The organism is Paenibacillus sp. FSL R5-0486 (genome assembly GCF_037975155.1).
GTDB classification, from domain to species: domain Bacteria; phylum Bacillota; class Bacilli; order Paenibacillales; family Paenibacillaceae; genus Paenibacillus; species Paenibacillus amylolyticus.
In genome coordinates, this window is the sequence record NZ_CP150237.1 from 2282766 (window position 1) to 2299358 (window position 16593).

The 16593-nt window shown below is 47.1% G+C and carries 16 protein-coding genes; 14 read left to right on the forward strand and 2 right to left on the reverse strand.

Annotated features, from left to right (window positions below; genetic code table 11):
* Nucleotides 1-60 precede the first annotated feature (60 nt).
* Complete coding sequence (locus tag MKY01_RS10335) at nucleotides 61-1263, forward strand: cytochrome P450 (RefSeq protein WP_127543975.1); 1203 nt, start codon at nucleotides 61-63, stop codon at nucleotides 1261-1263.
* 106 nt (nucleotides 1264-1369) lie between these two features.
* Here the strand turns inward: MKY01_RS10335 and MKY01_RS10340 are convergent, their stop codons facing one another.
* A complete protein-coding gene (locus MKY01_RS10340) occupies nucleotides 1370-2581 on the reverse strand; it encodes an MFS transporter (RefSeq protein ID WP_076249916.1) in 1212 nt (403 codons plus the stop codon).
* A 204-nt stretch (nucleotides 2582-2785) separates the two neighbouring features.
* Between MKY01_RS10340 and hemE the strand changes: the two genes are divergently transcribed.
* From hemE to MKY01_RS10370, 6 genes are all read left to right on the forward strand, one after another.
* Complete coding sequence (gene hemE, locus MKY01_RS10345) at nucleotides 2786-3850, forward strand: uroporphyrinogen decarboxylase (RefSeq protein ID WP_036609707.1); 1065 nt, start codon at nucleotides 2786-2788, stop codon at nucleotides 3848-3850.
* Nucleotides 3843-4793: a ferrochelatase gene (gene hemH, locus MKY01_RS10350; RefSeq protein ID WP_036609705.1), complete on the forward strand. Its 951-nt coding sequence runs from the start codon at nucleotides 3843-3845 to the stop codon at nucleotides 4791-4793. The genes hemE and hemH overlap by 8 nt, the downstream gene beginning before the upstream one ends.
* Nucleotides 4793-6217 (forward strand): protoporphyrinogen oxidase, encoded by a 1425-nt coding sequence (hemY, locus tag MKY01_RS10355; protein WP_127543973.1) that lies wholly within the window; start codon nucleotides 4793-4795, stop codon nucleotides 6215-6217. The genes hemH and hemY overlap by 1 nt, the downstream gene beginning before the upstream one ends.
* Nucleotides 6218-6399: 182 nt before the next feature.
* Nucleotides 6400-7812: a CapA family protein gene (locus MKY01_RS10360; protein ID WP_127543971.1), complete on the forward strand. Its 1413-nt coding sequence runs from the start codon at nucleotides 6400-6402 to the stop codon at nucleotides 7810-7812.
* A gap of 24 nt (nucleotides 7813-7836) precedes the next feature.
* Nucleotides 7837-8589 carry a glycerophosphodiester phosphodiesterase family protein gene (locus tag MKY01_RS10365; protein WP_036609699.1) on the forward strand — a complete coding sequence of 251 codons (753 nt, stop codon included), beginning with the start codon at nucleotides 7837-7839 and terminating at the stop codon, nucleotides 8587-8589.
* A gap of 46 nt (nucleotides 8590-8635) precedes the next feature.
* The gene (locus MKY01_RS10370) at nucleotides 8636-9268 is read left to right on the forward strand and encodes a fumarylacetoacetate hydrolase family protein (RefSeq protein ID WP_127543969.1); all 633 of its coding nucleotides are present in this window, start codon (nucleotides 8636-8638) and stop codon (nucleotides 9266-9268) included.
* A gap of 122 nt (nucleotides 9269-9390) precedes the next feature.
* Here the strand turns inward: MKY01_RS10370 and MKY01_RS10375 are convergent, their stop codons facing one another.
* Nucleotides 9391-9798 carry a hypothetical protein gene (locus MKY01_RS10375; RefSeq protein ID WP_127543967.1) on the reverse strand — a complete coding sequence of 136 codons (408 nt, stop codon included), beginning with the start codon at nucleotides 9796-9798 and terminating at the stop codon, nucleotides 9391-9393.
* Between the two features lie 386 nt (nucleotides 9799-10184).
* Here MKY01_RS10375 and MKY01_RS10380 point away from each other — a divergent pair, with 386 nt between their 5' ends.
* The 7 genes from MKY01_RS10380 to MKY01_RS10410 all read left to right on the forward strand — a co-directional run bounded on the left by MKY01_RS10380 (nucleotide 10185) and on the right by MKY01_RS10410 (nucleotide 16542).
* Nucleotides 10185-10742: a MarR family transcriptional regulator gene (locus MKY01_RS10380; protein ID WP_339286390.1), complete on the forward strand. Its 558-nt coding sequence runs from the start codon at nucleotides 10185-10187 to the stop codon at nucleotides 10740-10742.
* A gap of 58 nt (nucleotides 10743-10800) precedes the next feature.
* Complete coding sequence (locus MKY01_RS10385; protein ID WP_339286391.1) at nucleotides 10801-12249, forward strand: aryl-sulfate sulfotransferase; 1449 nt, start codon at nucleotides 10801-10803, stop codon at nucleotides 12247-12249.
* A 12-nt stretch (nucleotides 12250-12261) separates the two neighbouring features.
* Nucleotides 12262-13317, forward strand: a complete 1056-nt coding sequence (locus MKY01_RS10390; RefSeq protein ID WP_339286392.1) for an ABC transporter substrate-binding protein — start codon at nucleotides 12262-12264, stop codon at nucleotides 13315-13317.
* 27 nt (nucleotides 13318-13344) lie between these two features.
* Complete coding sequence (locus MKY01_RS10395; protein WP_127543959.1) at nucleotides 13345-14121, forward strand: ABC transporter ATP-binding protein; 777 nt, start codon at nucleotides 13345-13347, stop codon at nucleotides 14119-14121.
* A 17-nt stretch (nucleotides 14122-14138) separates the two neighbouring features.
* Nucleotides 14139-14912 (forward strand): ABC transporter permease, encoded by a 774-nt coding sequence (locus tag MKY01_RS10400; RefSeq protein WP_282322009.1) that lies wholly within the window; start codon nucleotides 14139-14141, stop codon nucleotides 14910-14912.
* 228 nt (nucleotides 14913-15140) lie between these two features.
* Nucleotides 15141-15950 (forward strand): DUF92 domain-containing protein, encoded by an 810-nt coding sequence (locus MKY01_RS10405; RefSeq protein ID WP_036609682.1) that lies wholly within the window; start codon nucleotides 15141-15143, stop codon nucleotides 15948-15950.
* A gap of 13 nt (nucleotides 15951-15963) precedes the next feature.
* Nucleotides 15964-16542 carry a TetR/AcrR family transcriptional regulator gene (locus MKY01_RS10410; RefSeq protein ID WP_017689402.1) on the forward strand — a complete coding sequence of 193 codons (579 nt, stop codon included), beginning with the start codon at nucleotides 15964-15966 and terminating at the stop codon, nucleotides 16540-16542.
* Nucleotides 16543-16593: the final 51 nt, after the last annotated feature.

Genomic DNA, 16593 nt, shown 5'->3' on the forward strand with positions numbered 1-16593 from the left:
TTATAATAGGGGTGATCAACATATGTAAATAAATATATAATATTGATTGGAGGAGAAACGATGAAACAGGCACCGAGAAAGTATGCAAATTACATTCCGATTCGGGAACTGGAGACTTTGGAAGAGAGGTTATCTCCCTTCAAGGTGTATGCAGAACTTCGTGATAACACTCCAGTCCGCTATGATGAGCATCGAGAATGTTGGGATGTTTTTGGTTATGAAGATGTGAAGTACGTTCTGAAAAATCCGAAACTATTCTCTTCTGCACGTGATCGTGCCAATACGAGCATGTTGACGACAGACCCTCCCAAACACAAACAGCTGCGTGATCTGGTGAATCAGGCGTTTACACCCAAGGCAATTGAAGCATTGGCTCCGCGTATTCAGGAAATCACAGATGAGTTAATTGCTCCACACCTGTCAGAAGGACATATGGAACTTATTGATGACCTTGCAACACCACTGCCCGTCATTGTCATTGCGGAATTGATCGGAGTCCCTGCGGCGGATCGTCAAAAGTTCAAAGACTGGTCTGATGTGTTGGTGAAAGGCGCGCGTGACGATAGTGATCAGGCTTTCCAGGAGTTATTGGAGGAGAAAAAAAGAAATATGCAGGAGTTGCATATCTATTTCACTGGCATTATGGAAGAACGTCGGTTGCAGCCAAAGGATGATCTGATCTCATTACTGCTTGCTGCGGAGATTGATGGTCAGCAATTGACTTCAGATGAAGTGGTAGGCTTCTGTATTCTATTACTTGCTGCCGGTAATGAAACAACAACCAACCTGATTACCAATGCGGTTCGTATTCTGTCTGAACAACCCGAGCTACAACAGGAGTTGCGCGAACAGCCTGAACGGATTACTTCTGCGATTGAAGAGACGCTGAGATATTATCCGCCAATTGTCGCGATTGGGCGGGTCGCCAAGGAAACTGTAGAGTTGAATGGTCAGACGATTCAAGCTGGAGAGCAGGTGATTTCCTGGGTTGGAGCAGCCAATCGGGACAGTGCCCAATTTGAAAACCCGGAAGATTTCATCTCTGATCGCAAGCCGAACAGGCATATGGGCTTTGGTTTTGGCATTCATTTTTGTTTGGGTGCACCACTCGCTCGATTGGAGGCAAGGGTAGTTCTTCATACATTGCTTCAGCACATGGGAAACATTCAACTTGTGTCTGGAACGGCTCTGCAACCGATACAAAGTGCTTTTGTATTTGGTGTGAAACATTATCCGATAGAGTTCAATCTAATAAATAAATGATGAATGGCGCATGAATGACAAAAGCCGCTCTCAGGCCAATTAGGCGCTGGAAGCGGCTTTTTCAAATGAAAAATTAAGATGGACTATTTAAGAAATGGATAGGGAATCAGGATTCCTGAATAGAAGCAGGTTTGTTATACAATTTGAATCGGACCCAAACCATATTAAGCAGCAGCAGTCCGCCAGAGACGATAAACAGACCTTCGATCCCGATGAATCCTGCCATAAATCCTCCAATGATCGCTCCAAGCATGTTGCCCAGCGCCAGAGTACTCGTATTAAAACTGAATGCACGGCTGATCATGCTATCGGATGTATAGGAACGGATCAGGGCATTAACGCTCGGAAGCAAGCCACCCATGAACACACCCATCATGAAACGAACAAGAATGAGCTGCCACACGGTCTGAACAAATGCCTGCGGAATAAGCATGAGTCCTGTTCCTATGAGAGAGAACGTCAGCACCTTGTGAGGACCAATCCGGTCACTCAGCTTCCCGAGAATCGGAGACATGGCCATATTGGATAGTCCCGTAACTGCACCGACAAGTCCTGCCCAGAAGGCCACATTTACATCCGAAGCATGCAATTTTTGCACATACAGCGGCAAGAGTGACATGGGGCTAATCATCGCAAACTGCAACAGAAACGTCACAGCAAAAAGTGCGGGCAGTTGAGGTGACTTGTTCAATTCCTTCAGACCGGATAATACGGATTGTGCCGGTAGTTTGGCTGCTTCTTGACGGTCAAACTTCTCTCTCACCAGGAACATGGCGAGCATGGAAGCAACAAAGATCAGTCCACCTGTAATGTAGAAAATGGGGCGGAAGCCTACCGCATCCGCTAACAAGCCACCAATGAGTGGACCCAGGATGGTGCCGGCAACCTGCCCGGACTGACTGATTCCCATGGCAAAACCCATGCGGTCTTTCGGTGTGGTACCCGATATCAACGCAACAGCTGCAGGATTGAAACCGGAGATGGTACCGTTAAGCAAACGCAATAAGAGAAGCTGCCAAGGATTCTGTGCCAGACCCATAAGGGCAATTACGATGGCCATCCCGAATCCCGAACGCAGTAGCATTACTTTTCGGCCGTACTTGTCTGATAACTTGCCCCAGAGCGGTTGGAACAAAAATGAGGTGAGGAAATTGGCTGCAAAAATAAATCCCGCCCATATGCCAATTTCATGTTCGCCAACAACGCCCAGATCTCTTGCGAGATAAAGAGACAAAAATGGGGTAATCATGGTCATGCCCGAATTGACCAAAAATTGTCCGAACCAAAGCACAATGAGGTTTACTTTCCACGTTTTCAAAGTGCTTTCACTTCCTTTCAAAGATATTTCTGTAATTCTCAAAAAAACACCATTCTTTCATTATAACATAATTGGCATATGAGGGATGGGTGTAAGGAATGTCATAGTATTGTCACGTAGAACGCATCTGCATGTGGTTGTTACGGCTGTTTAAAAAGGGCATAATGGTAATTATGAGTCCAAAAACTATTGGAGGCTTCTTACATGAGCTATAATGATCGACTGATTCGGGCAAGTTTTAAACAACAGGTAGACCGTGTCCCGGTATGGTACATGCGTCAAGCTGGACGTTACGATCCTGAATATCGCAAAATTAAAGAAAAGTACTCCTTGCTAGAAATCTGCAAACAACCCGAGCTGGCGGCTGAAGTTACACTCATGCCGGTACGCAAACTTGGTGTAGATGCGGCTATTTTGTATTCCGATATTATGAATCCGGTTGCCTCTCTGGGCATTGATTTTGACATTGTAAAAAATATTGGTCCAGTTATCGATAATCCTATTCGGTCCGCTGCAGATGTTGATCGGTTGCGTCCCATCGACGTAGAAGGAGATCTGTCACATATTCTGGAAACCATTCGAATTCTGGATAAGGAGCTTGATGTGCCTCTTATTACGTTTGCGGGCGCACCATTCACGATTGCGAGTTATCTGATTGAAGGACGACCTTCGAAAGGGTATATCCGCACCAAAACGATGATGTACAGCGAGCCTGAGGTTTGGCACAAGTTGATGCAGAAGCTTGGTGATATGGTTATTACATATGTCCGTGCGCATATTGCGAATGGCGGTAAGGCATTCCAGTTGTTTGACAGCTGGGTTGGAGCACTTTCTCCCAAAGACTTCAGAACATATGTGTTGCCTACGATTACCCGTATCTTTACCGAATTATCGGATTTGAATGTACCGAAGATTTATTTCCCTGGTGTTGCATCCGGTGAGTTGTTGCCAGCACTGCATAATTTGCAAGCCGATGTGATTGGACTGGACTGGAGAGTATCCATTTCGGAAGGGCGTCAACGTCTTGGCGGCAAATTTGCAGTACAGGGTAACCTGGACCCATATTTGCTGACTGCCCCGATGGAACTGATTAAAGAGCAAGCCAAAGTGATTATTGACGAAGGAATCAAGGAGCCGGGTTATATATTCAACCTCGGACACGGATTATTTCCTGAAGCATCGCTAGAAAAGCTCAGAGAACTAACGGCGTATATTCATGAATATTCTGCCGAAGCAATGAAGAGTGGGGTGACGGTAACCAATGACTAATACTGTAGGTGTACTGGTGATGTCGTATGGCACACCGGAAAATATGGAGAGTGTTGAAGCGTATTACACACATATCCGCAGAGGACGTCCGCCTGAACCAGAGCAATTGAAAGAACTGACGGATCGTTATGAAGCCATTGTTGGCGGTGTTTTCCCACTTCGGGAGAACACAGACAATCAGGTCAAGGCCCTTCAAGAGACATTAAACCGCGATGAGCGTGGCACTGATGTGGAATTCCGTTGTTATCAAGGACTGAAGCATGCCTATCCGTTTATTGAGGATGGCGTGGAGCAGATGGCGAAGGATGGAATTCAGACAGCGATTGGTATTGTACTGGCTCCTCATTTTTCCACGATGAGTGTAGGCAGTTATATCAAACGTGCGCGTGAAAAAGCAGAAGAGCTGGGCGTTCATATGTCCTTTATTGAGAGTTATCATCTGCATCCGAAGTTAATTCAGGCGTTGTCCACACGTGTCAGTGCCAAGTTGGATGCGTTCGAAGAAGCTGGAGCAAAACGCGGAGATGTGAAGGTGTTGTTTAGTGCGCACAGTCTGCCGGCGCGTATTGTGGAGATGGGTGATCCATACCCGCAACAATTGCTGGAGACTTCGGAAGTGATTGCATCACGTGTAGGCATAACCAATTGGCAATTTACGTGGCAGAGTGCCGGACGAACAGCTGAGCCTTGGCTTGGACCGGATATTCTGGATACGTTACAGGAGCTTTCTCGTGAACAGGTAGAGGATGTGCTTGTGGCACCAATCGGGTTTGTCTCGGATCATCTCGAAGTGCTCTATGATCTTGATATTGAGGCCAAATCGATTGCCAAAGAGATCGACATGCGCCTGATGCGTATTGATTCTCTCAATAGCGATCCTCTATACATGGAGACGTTAAGCGACGTTATTATAAGCCAATGGCAGCAAGGGTCGGATGAGTAATGGGTGATAAGAAACGCCGTGTTGTTGTTGTCGGCGGTGGCCTTACCGGCCTCAGCGCGGCATTTTATATCCGCAAGCATTACCGGGAAGCAGGAGTTGAACCTGTGATTACTTTGGTCGAGAAAAGCTCGTCCATGGGAGGCATGATTGAGACACTGCACCGGGATGGATTTGTGATTGAAAAAGGGCCCGATTCTTTCCTGGCTCGCAAAACAGCAATGATTGATCTTGCCAAAGAATTGGAGATTGATCATGAATTGGTCAGTCAGAATCCGGAGTCGAAGAAAACGTATATCATGCAGCGTGGCAAGCTTCATCCTATGCCAGCAGGACTTGTTCTCGGTATTCCGACAGAACTAAGACCATTCTTGAGAAGTGGTCTGGTCTCTCCGGCAGGCAAACTGCGGGCGTTGATGGATTTTGTCATCCCGCCGCGTCGTACAACAGAGGATGAATCGCTCGGTTATATGATTGAACGTCGTCTTGGAGCAGAAGTGCTGGAGAACTTGACGGAACCACTGCTCGCAGGAATCTATGCAGGTGATATGCGGCGATTGAGCCTCCAGGCTACTTTCCCGCAGTTCGGAGAAGTAGAGCGCGATTACGGAAGCTTGATCCGGGGCATGATGACGGGTCGCAAACCGGCTGAGACGCATACCGGAACAAAACGAAGTGCCTTTCTGAACTTTCGCCAGGGGTTGCAGAGCCTTGTTCACGCCCTCGTACATGAACTGCAGGATGTGGATCAGCGTCTGAACACCGCAGTGAAGTCGTTGCAACGTCTTGACGAAGCGGAGACCAGATACCGTGTTGAACTGGAGAATGGTGAACAGCTAGAAGCGGATGATGTAGTGGTTACTGTGCCAACATATGTTGCGTCGGAGCTGCTGAAGCCTCACGTCGATACAGCGGCACTGGATGCGATTAACTATGTGTCTGTAGCCAATGTAGTGCTCGCTTTTGAGAAAAAAGAGGTGGAGCATGTATTCGACGGATCGGGTTTCCTCGTTCCGCGGAAAGAGGGCCGTAATATTACGGCTTGCACGTGGACATCGACGAAATGGCTGCATACGAGCCCGGATGATAAGGTGCTGCTTCGCTGTTATGTTGGTCGCTCCGGTGACGAACAGAACGTAGAGCTTCCGGATGAAGCGCTGACGAATCTCGTTCTCAAGGATCTGAGAGAGACCATGGGTATCGAAGCGGTGCCGATCTTCTCCGAGATTACAAGGCTACGTAAATCCATGCCACAGTATCCGGTGGGACACCTCCAACATATTGCCGCCCTCCGTGAGGAGCTTGGTAGCAAATTACCGGGTGTGTACATTGCAGGTGCAGGTTATGAGGGCGTAGGCTTGCCTGATTGCATTAGACAAGCGAAGGAAATGTCTGTTCAGGCTACACAAGAACTTGTAGCAGATTAAGTACAGCAAGAGAGCTGTCTCAAACGTAGAATTATCTACTGGAGAGATGGCTTTTTTTATATGAAGATCTGGAAGCTAACTGAGTTCATACCCTTTCAATCGATACAGTTCCAAGGAATGATGGAAATCCAGAATATGCCTGATATAATGGTATGTATGGCTGTGAAGAAGAGGAGTTGCTTATGTATCCCCCAAGATCAGATCGAAGTGTAGAGAGAAAAAAAAGAAAGCGTACCCGCGATAGAATCATCTGGACAGTTAATCTTGTATTGATCATGGCAATTGGTCTGATAGGCATTTTTTATGTTATTAATACACGTCAGCAACAGGCAGACCAGCCAGTGAAACAAGAAATCGTCGATCAGGATCAGCCTTCCATTGGAGACGATGCCAAAGGCGGCGATCAATTAACTTCTCCAGACTCGGAATCTGATGAGACTTCGGAAGAAGAACCCGAAGCTACGGATGAAGAGACAACAGCGGATGCAGATAAGACATCTGGAGTAGCGACACCTGACACTTCAAGCAATACCAATAGTGAGAAAGCAGAATCCGGAACGAAAAACCCTACGGCAGATTCGACACCGTCCGGCACAAAGGGAAATGCAGGTGTGGATCAGCAATCAGGGACGTCGAAACCTTCCAATTCAGCGAAGGATGTCACGATTAACTTTGTTGGTGATATTCAATTCTCGGGCAAAGTTGCTGAACTGCTGGATAAGAACGGTTATGATTATCCCTTTGCCAAACTCGGCAGATTATTCAAGGATGATGATCTTACCATCGGTAACCTGGAGACACCAATAACTCATGGTGGTAACAGTGCAGCTGATAAAACCTATGTCTACAAATCATCGCCCAGAGCATTGGCGGCAATGGCTTCAGCCGGTTTTGATGCTGTCAATTTGGCAAACAATCATATTCTGGATCAGGGCGTAGAGGGCTTGGTGGATACGTTAACTTATCTTAAGGAATATGGCATAGCTCACACCGGGGCAGGTATGAACAGGGATGAGGCCTATGCACCAGCATATCTGGAACGCAAAGGCATGAAAATTGCATTGCTTGGGTTCTCCCGAGTTGTACCGGAAACGAGTTGGAAGGCTGAAGGCAATCGGGCTGGCGTGGCTGAAGCCTATGATTCCACAGGAGCAGTCAAAGCGATCCAGGAGGCACGTAAGAAGGCTGATCTGGTGATCGTGGTTGCACATTGGGGAGAAGAACGTGTAAGTACTCCAAATAGTGACCAGACCCGATTGGCTCATGAGTTTGTAGATGCTGGCGCTGATCTGGTCATAGGTGGTCATCCTCATGTGTTGCAAGGGTTGGAATACTATAAGGGGAAGTGGATTGCATACAGTACGGGAAATTTCATTTTCTCCAGATCAACAACCGAAGAGACGTGGAAAACGGCGGTATTTCAGGCTCGCTGTAGTCAAGATGCAGCTTGCAGCATGAAAGTTATCCCTTATGAGGCCGGGTTAGGTCAGGCCATTCCAATGATTGATGAGGCGAACAAACTGCTGTTGGAACAGATGGCAAAGCTCTCCCCGGGTATTCGATATGATGGGAATGGAGTCGCTTCGCCTAATTAAAAACCTTTTTGAGGAGGGAATCGAATGAACAACCTTTGTGTAGCACACCGTGGATTTTCTTCTATTGCACCAGAGAATACGATGGCTGCATTCCTGATGGCCATGGAGCGGCCTGAAGTTCAGTGGATGGAGCTGGATGTGCAGTTGTCGCGTGATGGTGTACCAGTGGTCATTCATGATTTTACTGTGGATCGCACGACGGATGGCAAGGGCCTGGTTCGGGAAATTGATTGGGCTGATCTGCAACGTCTGGATGCCGGAGCATGGAAAAACAGGTCTTACAAAGGAGAACGGATTCCGGCGCTAAGTGAATTGTTAGATCGCTCGTGCGGCAGAGTGCGTTTGAACATTGAACTGAAAACGCAGGGAGACATGTACCCGGGTCTGCCTGCGGCTGTTATACATGAAGTGAGAAAAAGACATATGCAAAATGATGTTGTGATCACCTCATTTGAACCAGCCGCACTGATCGAAGTGAAGAAACTTGCACCGGAGATCCAGACGGGGCTAATTATCGATGCACGACCAGGTGACCTGTTAACCGCGCTGCGGCAGATGAATTGTACATTCCTCTCGATTGGATACACCAATGTAGACAAATCCTTAATGAACGAGATGCGGAGTGCAGGCATTCGGGTGATGGCTTGGACAGTGGATGACAAGACCATTATGAAGAAACTGGCGGCAGTTGATCCAGAACTGATGTTATGTACGAACCGTCCTGACGTGTGGGAGCTGGCATTTCAGGAGACAAGTAGCCGATTTTTCAGACCTTAACTTTACTATATGCACTAATGAATCCGATAAAGGTGGTAATATACCCATGTTGACTAACATTCGCAATGTATACTGTGTAGGACGCAATTATAAACTTCATGCGGAAGAATTGGGTAACGCGGTTCCGGATGAACCAATGATCTTTATGAAACCTTCTCATGCAGTCGTGCCCCTGAATGGTGAAACGCTTGAATTGCCTGCTAGCAAGGGTGAAGTTCACTATGAAGCTGAACTGGTCGTGCAAATCGGCCGGAGTTATGAGCCAGGTATGGCGGTAGATGAGCTGGTGGAGGCGTATGCATTTGGTATTGATTTTACGTTACGTGACGTACAGAGCGTGATTAAGAAAAAAGGCCACCCATGGACAGCGGCCAAAGGGTTCAGAAATTCCGCTCCGGTTACTGCATTTCAGGCATTCCCGGGTGCGGCAGCTTTACTTGAGAAAGACTTTACATTGACCAAAAATGGTGAGGAAGTCCAGCGTGGTAACATTCGTAACATGATCTTCAGTTTACAAGATATTGTGGATTATGTAGGTCACCATTACGGCCTGGGGCCGGGCGATGTCATTTTTACAGGAACACCTGAAGGTGTTGGACCAACACAAGCAGGAGATGTGCTCGAACTGGCATGGGACGGCGAATCCTTGGGTGCCTGCACGATTGGGGTAGCACAATAAGGATTACACATCATACCTGCTTGAGGTGAGTAGGGTACAAGAAAGGGGCGTGAATACGCTCCTTTTTGCTGTGTTATCGTGGATATATGTTTATACCTTCATCGTACGGATACGCTACTAATTTACGCCAAGCTGTATGCTGTATTTGCGCTCTGTGTGACCAACTCTTCCAGTTCAGCTTGTTGTGCAGCATGTTGCTCCGAGCTGATACTTCCACTTGCGAGCCGTTCATCCAACTGTTCCTTGAGCTGCCTTACTTGTATAGCAATGACCTCATCCAAATTCCCGTTGTTTTCTTCCGTAATCGTCCTCAGTGACTTGCCGTTGTACAGTTCCTGATACAGATCAACTTCTGAAGCCTGATTCAGAGCGTCGAGCAGCTCATCACTGCTTCCCTCACGAGTGTCCAAGTCAACGATGGACCATTTAGCAGTAGGTATGGGAGAGATGGCAGACTGGCCCCAGGCTGTTCCAGCGAAGGACATAGTGACAATCATTGTGCCTATAATAATGACTCTTTTCATATTCATATGGATAATCCTCATTTCTGTAGTTGAGTACGAACTGAATCGTAGCTTGTCGTTGATGTAGTTGTAGATGTTTCGATCTGAGAATAGTGTAAACGGGAAACCTGAAGTGAAACTTAAAACAGGATAAGTAATTTCAAACCGGCGGGTAATGACTGTAAAAGTAGATCTATATTTTAATTCTCACTTGACAGGTTGGGTTAGTTGGTTATATGATAATCTCAATTATTTTAATACTCATTAAATGAACAGTGAACTAATTTGAACTGAAAACTGCATTGAGCTGATTGGACCACCAAAGGCTCCCGGGACTACTCCTCTAAGGAATGTCCTCGGGGGCCTTTTTTCGTATCTTTATTGAAGCTTCAAACGATCAAGGAGGTTATGAAATGAGTGATAGAGATTGGGAAGCGTTGGAGCGGACGGACTGGTTATTCCGCAAAATGGTCAGACGATTTGTCAAAGAGCGGGATCGCATCTCTGTAGAGGGCATCAGCCTTCCGGGCATGCTTATCCTGCACAAGATCATTCGAGAGGGAGAACAACGGCTTGGAGATTTGGCAGAACAGTTGGACTTTACATCCGGTGCTATTACTGCTCTAACCGATAAGTTGGAGAAAAAGGGACTCACCATCCGCAGACGAAAGGAAGATGATCGCCGGACGGTTTTACTGGACATCACATCCAGCGGGCAGGAGATGTATGCGAGAAACAGCAACATCGGTGCCCGATGTATCACGCTTCTGTTTGAGGGGTTTACAACGGAGGAGCTGGAGCAACAGAGTCAATTCTATGAGCGGGTGGTAGCGAATCTGGAGGGGTTCTCGGACACGGTGCTGGAATTGGCGGAGAACAATGGGATACAAGAACACGAGCAGTCTTCCACAAGTGACCTTGAGCAGAAGCACCGGGACAATACCGGGAAGAGTAACTATCTCAGTTATTGAAGTTGAATCAAGTAGCGATATTCGACAATCCACAAACATTCTAGGGGAGAGATGATCAATGGGACACTCAACAATATATCCAACTGGAGCGACGTTATACAATCCGGATAAGGCTTGGGGCGGTTATACCGTTTATCAGGCAGGTGAAGAAGGCATAGTATTGATCGATATGAATGGCAAGGAGGTTCACCTGTGGAAAGGATTATTAGGTTTTCCGGCCAAAATATTACCTGGCGGCTACGTGCTGGGCAGCACGGGTCGGAGAGATCCGAAGTTCGGTATTCAGGATAATGTCGATCTGGTTCAGGTGGATTGGGATGGCAACATTGTATGGAAATACAATAGCTACGAACACATCGAAGATCCGGGGTATGAGCCACTATGGTATGCCCGCCAGCATCATGATTATCAGCGTGAGGGGAATCCGGTAGGTTATTATGCACCTGGCCTTGCGCCAAAGACGAAGAGTGGCAAAACCCTTATTCTGGCACACAAAAATGTGAGTAACCCGCAAATTTCAGATAAGCCATTGCTTGATGATGCCATTATCGAAGTCGATTGGGAGGGGAAGGTACTATGGGAGTGGTTGCCTAACGAACATTTTGAAGAATTAGGTTTTGATGAAGCTGCTCGAAATGTCCTGTTCCGTGATCCGAATACACGTTCTTTCGGTCATCTGGGTGGTGGCGTTGGTGACTGGTTACATATTAATTCTGCTTCTTATGTCGGACCCAACCGTTTCTATGAAGAAGGAGACGAACGGTTCCACCCCGACAATATTATCTGGGATGCCAGAGAGGCCAACATTATTGCCATTACAGACAGACAGAGTGGAAAGATCGTGTGGAGATTAGGGCCAGACTATACTTCACCTGAAGTGAAACACATCGGTACAATTATCGGGCAGCATCATGCACATATCATTCCCCAAGGTCTACCGGGTGAAGGCAACTTGCTCGTATTCGACAATGGCGGCTGGGCAGGTTACGGCCTTCCAAATCCGGCTTCTCCATTTGGATTGAAACATGCGATTCGGGATCACTCCCGTGTACTGGAGATTAACCCGGTCACTCTGGAGATTGTCTGGCAGTATACCTCGGCAGAAGCAGGTTTCTCGGTTCCGACGGATTCTTATAAATTTTATAGCCCATACATCAGTTCCGCCCAGCGTTTACCTAACGGCAACACCCTAATAACCGAGGGTTCCAATGGCAGATTGTTTGAAGTCACAGCGGAGCATGAGCTGGTCTGGGAGTATGTCTCCCCGTACACAGATGGGCGGAATACCAATATGGTCTATCGCTCATATCGAGTTCCTTATCAGTGGGTTCCACAGTTAGAGAAGCCGCAGGAAGTTGCCATCGAAGCCATTGATGTCTCCACCTACAGGGTCCCAGGAGCAGCACCCAAAGGTTCTGCATCCATCGTGAGCGTAGAGACGACTCTTCCATTTGTGGAGGGTGCAGCCTGTGTGGCAACGTCGGATGAAGGCAAGTCAGGCGGCTAGGCGTCAAGAATCATGACTAGATCGAATGGGGTGTATATTGTGAGAAAACCATCCATAGTAACCGGCATATTGATATTATTTCTGGCTACGGCACTCCTATTATCCGGATGCAGTTCAAACGCAGCAGGATCTGGAGCAAAAGACGCTACCGGCAAGAATACCGTTAATGTAAAAATTCGAATCGCAGATACAAGTACGAACCCAACATTCAGGGTAGCTATTGCCAAAGGTTTTTTTGAAAACCGGGGCATTGATGCAGAGAGTATTACGTTTGGCTCACCGGCTGAAGGTGTAAATGCACTATTTATCAAACAGGTAGATATTGCGTACGGGGCAGACTTCCCTGTATTAAATGCTTTGTCTAAAGGGGAATATTCAGTTATCGCTTCTGCAGGCCAGACTACGGATGAAGCGGCAGCCGCCTGGAAGCTGTATGCAAGGAAGGATATTCAGAGTGGAGCGGATTTGAAGGGCAAGAAAGTGAGTTTCATTCGAGGCACATTTATTCCGTATCTATGGGATGAATATTTGAAAGATCAGGGGGTGGCGCTGAGTGATGTGACGCAAATTGGTCAGGGGGCTTTTGATGAAGCCTACATCGCACTGAAACAGGGAGATCTTGATGCCGCTTGGGTTATAGGTTCCGCGTTAACCGATAAATTCGATGCACTCGAAGGAGTGCATCAGCTGACGGATATGTCTCAGACCCCTATACGCCTTGGTATGGGACTGGTATCGAGTAATGAATTCATCCAGGCAAACCCTGAAAAGATAAGTGACTTCCTTGCGGCGCTGGATGAAGCATCCACGTATGCTCAAGCGCATCCTGAAGAAGTTGCGGATCTGATGTATCAAGAGACCAAACAGCCTAAAGATGCCACGTTGAAAGACCTTCCGATCAATCCATGGGAAGTTGGATTTACGCAGGCTGCTTATGATAGTTTGGCAGGTCAGAAGCAATATATGGTGGATACCGGAATCATCGAACAGGATTTTGATCTCGACACCAAACTCGATCTGACTTCTCTCCAGCAGGCTCTGCCGGAAAAAGTGACATTTAGTAAATAATTCTTATTGAAATGGGAGGTGTCCGTTATGTCCTTACCTGCAACTCAGCACACCATTCATATTGAACAGCTGCGGAAAACGTATCATGCCCCGACCAATGGGGATGTGCATTATATCATTAAGGATGTCGATCTGGTTATCAAGGGAGGAGAGTTCTTTGTCCTGCTTGGTCCCAGTGGGTGTGGCAAGTCAACGCTGCTGAATATGATTGCGGGTTTTATCTCCAAGTCGGGCGGACAGCTCAAGGTGGATAACAAGGAGATCGACAGACCGGGCAGGGATCGGGCAATGGTATTCCAGCAGGCGGATTCTTCTCTCTTTCCATGGCTAACTGTGAGGGAAAATGTTGAATTCGGACTTCGAATGTCCAAGGTGTCTAAGACAAAACGACGTGAGATCTCTGATCGATACATTCAGCTTGTTGGATTGAGTGCTCATGAGGGGAAATTTCCGAAAGAACTCTCGGGTGGCATGAAGCAGCGGGTCCAATTGGCCCGGGTACTTGCGAATGACTCGGCGATCTTGCTGATGGATGAGCCATTCGGTGCGCTGGACGCAATGACGAGACGCACCATGCAGAAAGAACTGGTGAATATTTGGAAAGAAACACATAAAACCGTTATCTTTGTCACACACGATATTCAGGAGGCGTTATTGCTTGGTGAGCGCATAGGCATTATGTCTGTAGGTCCATCTTCGAATATAACGGATATTTACCACAACACGTTACCTTACCCGAGGAACATCGCCTCGTCTGAGTTCAACACTTTGTATGACCGAATTCAAGGCCACTTTGAAGAATAACTGAGGTGATATGTAAGATGAAATGGTTGGAGAAAAAACGGGTGTCTATCCCGCTTCTATGGGTAACGGTCATCTTAATCTGGCAGCTTGGTGCCCTCATCTATGGGCCTGACGTAATCCCTGGTCCGTGGCACACGATCCTGGGAGCACGCGAACTGATTGCTGACGGTACGCTAATGGAGTATATCGGAATCAGCTTCACTCGTGTACTGGCAGGCTGGGTACTCGGAAGCATCATTGCTATTCCGGTAGGGCTGATTATTGGTAAAGTTCATCTCATCCGGCTGTTCGCGGAACCGTTCCTTAACTTTATACGTTTTATCCCGCCGATCGCCTTTATTACCTTATTTCTGGTGTGGTTCGGAATTGGTGAGCAATCCAAGATCGCGCTTATTATGTACGCAACTTTCTTCATTGTTGTATTGAATACACTGACAGGTGTGCTCTCCGTTGAAGAAGATAAAATCCGGTCGGCCCGCAGTATGGGAGCCAATGAACGGCAGATTCTGCTGCATGTGATTGTTCCGGCGACAACCCCGTATATCTTTACAGGTGTGCGACTGGCGATGGGAACCTCGTATATGGCCATAATCGGTGCTGAGATGATTGCCTCGAATGAGGGGGTGGGTTACTTAATCTGGAATTCCAGACTCTTTTTCCGAACAGATTGGATCTTTGTCGGACTGATTTCCCTGGGTTTTATGGGATTTCTGACGGATCGTTTGTTCAACTGGTTTGGTCGCAAAGTACTCTACCGATATGGGGTCATTGGCGGAGCGAAGCGGGTCTAAATTAGGATATAGGAACATTGAATTACAGACGTTACTTGAAGAGGGAAGGTATCTTGTTTTAACGTTTGATCAATAACCTGTTTTGGCACTTCTACACGAGGCCGAAACAGGTTTTTTGTGTGCTGGCGTAAGGAGTTTCGGCATTGGGATCAAACCGTGGTATAATTGAATTTCAAAAATACAATAAACGTCATGCGGGCTGTACATACGCTGCATGCAGGAGACATTATGGATTGGATTATTGGCGCCGTATGCGCTTCTATGGTGGCAGGTGCTGCCTATGCGAAAAAGTCGCTAACCTTGTCTGGCTGCCTGGCAGCCATCATGATGGGAACGATATATTACGGAGCGGGTAACCTGTTCTGGTTTGGCACGTTATTGTTGTTTTTCATTACTTCAACGTTGCTCTCCAGGTTTCGTAAAGATCGGAAGCAGGAGCTGGAGAAATCCTATGCCAAGTCAGGAAATCGGGATGCCGGACAAGTGATGGCTAATGGTGGAATGGGCATGTTCCTATGTCTGGGATACTGGATATTTCCACATCCGGCATGGGTATATGCTTTCATTGGTGTAATGGCTACCGTTACATCGGATACATGGGCAACCGAAATTGGGAGTCTCAGTCGAAAGCCGCCGCGCTCTGTTCTCACGTGGAAGGTACTTACGCCAGGTGCTTCAGGAGGTGTTTCACTTCTTGGCACCGTGGCTGCAGCCGTAGGCGGGGCTCTGATTGGTGCGGGAGCATTCTTGTTTTCCTGGATCGCCGGGATAGAAGGGCTTAGTCTGTTTAGTTGGACTTTTGTCGGTCTTGCAGGCGGGTTGGCAGGTGCTTTTGCCGATTCCTATCTGGGCGCAACGGTGCAGATGATGTATCGTTGTACTGTGTGTGGCCGTGAAGTTGAGGTACATGAACATTGCGGGCATCCAACGGTTCGGGCTCGTGGCTGGGCATGGATGAGTAACGACCTGGTGAACGTGCTTAGCTCGGTGATCGGCGGATGTGTGGCGATTGGTTTAGGTAACATTTTGGCGTTGTAGGGGGGAGTACATTTTGAGCACTGTACAGGGAGACAAATCGGAGGCTATTTTGGATGCGGCCTATGGTATTTTTGGCTCGAAAGGTTTTTATGAGACCAAAATGTCTGATATTGCAGACGAAGCCGGCATCGCAAAAGGCACCATTTATTTATATTTCAAAAGCAAGGAACAATTATTTATCGCAGTATCCAAGCGGGATTGTAACAGTTTTATCAGTCGTCTTGAATATGCTTTGAACTCGCATGAGAACACAGGTGATAAACTTGGAGCAATAGCCAAGACGCACCTTACGTATTATTATGAGCGTCGCAATCATACCAAGCTCTTTTTTATGGCACCCAATAATGATCCGGATCTGATGAAATTCATGAAGGCATTCATGAATCAATACATGAGTATGGTGTGTGAGGTACTGGAGAGTGCAAGTGTACCTGAGCCTGTATTGCTCGCTGAAGCATATATCGGAATTCTGGACCGGCTGAAGATGGATATCATGTTGAATCCGGAGTTTAATGAGGAACATCTGAACAAACGAATTGCTTTTGCAGCAGCATTGTTTCTGGACGGATGCCGTTCTTTTTTACAAGTTTAAAGTAAGTGCGCGGATGTACGTAATATTGAATTTTAATTCACAGAGAAGTGG

Coding starts and splice junctions, on each gene's coding strand:
- MKY01_RS10380 (WP_339286390.1), top strand. CDS start 10,185: ATGAGTGATAGAGATTGGGAAGCGTTGGAGCGGACGGACTGGTTATTC.
- hemE (WP_036609707.1), top strand. CDS start 2,786: ATGAGCTATAATGATCGACTGATTCGGGCAAGTTTTAAACAACAGGTA.
- MKY01_RS10365 (WP_036609699.1), top strand. CDS start 7,837: ATGAACAACCTTTGTGTAGCACACCGTGGATTTTCTTCTATTGCACCA.
- MKY01_RS10405 (WP_036609682.1), top strand. CDS start 15,141: ATGGATTGGATTATTGGCGCCGTATGCGCTTCTATGGTGGCAGGTGCT.
- MKY01_RS10375 (WP_127543967.1), bottom strand. CDS start 9,798: ATGAATATGAAAAGAGTCATTATTATAGGCACAATGATTGTCACTATG.
- MKY01_RS10335 (WP_127543975.1), top strand. CDS start 61: ATGAAACAGGCACCGAGAAAGTATGCAAATTACATTCCGATTCGGGAA.
- hemH (WP_036609705.1), top strand. CDS start 3,843: ATGACTAATACTGTAGGTGTACTGGTGATGTCGTATGGCACACCGGAA.
- MKY01_RS10395 (WP_127543959.1), top strand. CDS start 13,345: ATGTCCTTACCTGCAACTCAGCACACCATTCATATTGAACAGCTGCGG.
- MKY01_RS10360 (WP_127543971.1), top strand. CDS start 6,400: ATGTATCCCCCAAGATCAGATCGAAGTGTAGAGAGAAAAAAAAGAAAG.
- MKY01_RS10390 (WP_339286392.1), top strand. CDS start 12,262: ATGACTAGATCGAATGGGGTGTATATTGTGAGAAAACCATCCATAGTA.
- MKY01_RS10370 (WP_127543969.1), top strand. CDS start 8,636: ATGTTGACTAACATTCGCAATGTATACTGTGTAGGACGCAATTATAAA.
- MKY01_RS10400 (WP_282322009.1), top strand. CDS start 14,139: ATGAAATGGTTGGAGAAAAAACGGGTGTCTATCCCGCTTCTATGGGTA.
- MKY01_RS10385 (WP_339286391.1), top strand. CDS start 10,801: ATGGGACACTCAACAATATATCCAACTGGAGCGACGTTATACAATCCG.
- hemY (WP_127543973.1), top strand. CDS start 4,793: ATGGGTGATAAGAAACGCCGTGTTGTTGTTGTCGGCGGTGGCCTTACC.